The sequence below is a fragment of the Ralstonia sp. TCR112 genome, assembly GCF_007997035.1.
GTDB classification, from domain to species: domain Bacteria; phylum Pseudomonadota; class Gammaproteobacteria; order Burkholderiales; family Burkholderiaceae; genus Ralstonia; species Ralstonia edaphi.
This window is the reverse complement of the sequence record NZ_VOSS01000178.1, coordinates 1-2,599: the sequence shown is the minus strand read 5'-3', so window position 1 is coordinate 2,599 and position 2,599 is coordinate 1. Positions and strand designations below refer to the sequence as shown.

The following is a 2,599-nucleotide window of genomic DNA, read 5'->3' as shown; positions in this document are numbered from 1 at the left end:
TTGCTTACTTTTCTTTGGCAAGACAAAGAAAAGTAAGTCGTGCCCGGCAGGGTACGAAACAGGGATGGACCACAAGCGCCCACCGCAGGAAACACACCGCCCAAAAAAGCTAGCCCCCCACCAACATCCCCTGCCTCTCAATAAACCGAATCACCTCATCCAACCCACCCTGCGCCCGCAGATTGCACATCACGAACGGCCGATCGCCGCGCATCTTGCGCGTGTCGCTCTCCATCACCTCCAGCGACGCCCCGACATACGGCGCCAGGTCCGTCTTGTTGATGATGAGCAGGTCCGACTTGGTGATGCCCGGGCCGCCCTTGCGCGGGATTTTCTCGCCGCCCGCCACGTCGATCACATAGATGGTCAAGTCCGACAGCTCGGGGCTGAACGTCGCCGCGAGGTTGTCCCCGCCCGACTCAATGAAGACGACGTCCGCATCCGGAAACTTGGAAAGCATGCGATCGACCGCTTCAAGGTTGATCGACGCATCTTCGCGGATGGCGGTGTGCGGGCAGCCGCCGGTCTCGACGCCCATGATGCGTTCAGCGGGCAGCGCGCCGGAGATGGTCAGCAGGCGCTGATCTTCCTTCGTGTAGATGTCGTTGGTGATCGCCACGAGGTCGTAGCGCTCGCGCATGGCCTTGCAGAGCATTTCGAGCAGTGTGGTCTTGCCGGAGCCCACCGGGCCGCCCACGCCAACGCGCAGGGCAGGAAGTTTCTTGGTTCGCATGTTGATCAGGTTCAGGATCGAAAGAGTCGTGAGTATTGCGTTTCATGCCGGGCAGACAACACGCCCAGCCCCGGCGAAAACGTAGACAGTTCAGGCGGATGACAGGCCGCACGCCGCGTAGCCTCTTCCACCGCACGCGCCACCGCTGCGTGCAGGCCAAAGAGAATGCGTTGCCCCGCAGCCTGCCCGAGCGGCACGGCCTTCACTGCCGCCGCCATCTGGTTTTCCACCCAGGCAAAGCAGTACGCCGTCACGCCGTCGCGCGGGTCGACATTCAGTGCGGCAGCGGCGGCGGCAAAGGCGGTCGGAAACGTCACTGAAGCGCGCGCGGCCAATGCGCTGCGCAGTGCGTCATCGCCCCATTCCATCTGCTGGATAAGGCGATTGAGCGACCAGCCCATCTGCGACGTTTCGAGCCGCAGCTCGCGTGTCTCGCGGGTGGCAAGGAACCACGCATCGCGCTCGGCCACGGCATCGAAGCGGCCTGCCTGCCAGTCGGCAAACTGCAGCAGCCACAGCGGCGCCTCGCAGGCGGCCAGCACGTCGAGCCCCTCAGCAATCCACGCGGCAGCCGACGCCTCATCGGTCACGTGCCGCACATCCACCGCCGCCTCCAGGCCCTGCGAATAGCTGAAAGCGCCCACCGGCAGCGCCGGGGACGCGAGATGCAGCAAGGCGGTGAGCTGCGCCGCGTTAGTCATGGTGATGATGGTGATGGCCGCAGCCGGGGCCATGCACATGGCCGTGGTCGTGGTCGTGGTCGTGGTCGTGGTCGTGGCCATGACCGTGCGCGTGATCGTGGCTATGCGCGTGACCATGGCCGTGGTCATGCGCGTGACTGTGGCCATGATCGTGCCCGTGGTGCTCGTGATACAGCGCCTGCGCGGCCGCGTAGTCCTCTTCGAACGTCGCATCGTGGCCGTGACGATGGCCGCCGCCATAGGCGCCCGCCTCGGGCTCGAACGGCGCCTCCACATGCGCGACGTCACGCCCAGGCGGACCAGCATGTCTTCGAGCACCGGATCGGCTTCGAGCTGCAGCGCATCGGCGCTGACCTGCACGGGCGTGTGGCGATTGCCAAGGTGGTAGGCAGCGCGCATCAGCGCAAGACGGTTGTCGCTGCTGACGCGCAGCACCTGCTCCGGTGCGGCCTGCACTTCCACCAGCGTGCCGTCTTCAGCGACCAGCACATCGCCGCCGCGCATGACGGTGCCGCGCGGCAGCACGACGGCCACTTCACGGCCATCGTCGAGGGTGGCGCGCAGGCGGCTGCGGCTGCGCTCCAGGAATGGGAGCACAAGCTTGGGCGCACGCTTGACCAGCACGGAGGCCAGGCCATGCGGCGCGGGGAGGTGTTTGTTGATGGAAAGCATCGTTGGGGCCTATTCACAATCTCGCGACTGCCCAGCTTGGAGCTGAGCCTGTCAAATACCGGGGTCCGAGCCTCGAAGGTCGAGCTCCGAGCCTCAATCGTCAGGCTCTGAGGCTCAATTGCCAAGCTCTGACACTCAACAGCGGGGCTCTGAACTCCGACTTTCACACTTTTGGTTTCGAATCCCAAGGGTTGAGGGCCGAACGTCGGGCTCGGCGGTCGGAGCACGAGGCTTTTTGCATCGAGCATGGCCCTCGGAGGCCCGAAAAATCCTGCATTTTTGCTTCGGTTGCGTCTCGTTTTGTCTAGATCGGGTCTTGCGGCCGAATTGCTTCGCCTCGTTGGCTCTTATTCGATATCTGGAGTATCGAATTTGAGGGTTGGAGGGTCGTGGTTGGGGGTCTGAGCTTCGGGCTTCGAGGTCTGAGGCTCGTTTTCCTCTTTTCTTGCCCGGGGCGGGGCTTGTTGGTTTGCCTCTGTTTCACCCCCTGCCG

2 protein-coding genes and 1 pseudogene are annotated in these 2,599 nt (G+C 63.9%); all 3 read right to left on the bottom strand.

The genetic code is table 11. The annotated features are described in order from the left end of the window. Positions 1-109: 109 nt before the first annotated feature. Positions 110-733 (bottom strand): urease accessory protein UreG, encoded by a 624-nt coding sequence (ureG, locus tag FUT88_RS25015; protein WP_063391395.1) that lies wholly within the window; start codon positions 731-733, stop codon positions 110-112. A gap of 11 nt (positions 734-744) precedes the next feature. Further along, positions 745-1,434 (bottom strand): urease accessory protein UreF, encoded by a 690-nt coding sequence (locus FUT88_RS25010; protein ID WP_147219234.1) that lies wholly within the window; start codon positions 1,432-1,434, stop codon positions 745-747. Continuing rightward, positions 1,427-2,106 (bottom strand): annotated as a pseudogene (ureE, locus tag FUT88_RS25005) (urease accessory protein UreE). Before ureE ends, FUT88_RS25010 begins: the two are co-directional and overlap by 8 nt. Positions 2,107-2,599: the final 493 nt, after the last annotated feature.

Excerpts from the sequence above, each read along its gene's own strand:
- ureG (WP_063391395.1), bottom strand. The coding sequence starts at position 733 with ATGCGAACCAAGAAACTTCCTGCCCTGCGCGTTGGCGTGGGCGGCCCG.
- FUT88_RS25010 (WP_147219234.1), bottom strand. The coding sequence starts at position 1,434 with ATGACTAACGCGGCGCAGCTCACCGCCTTGCTGCATCTCGCGTCCCCG.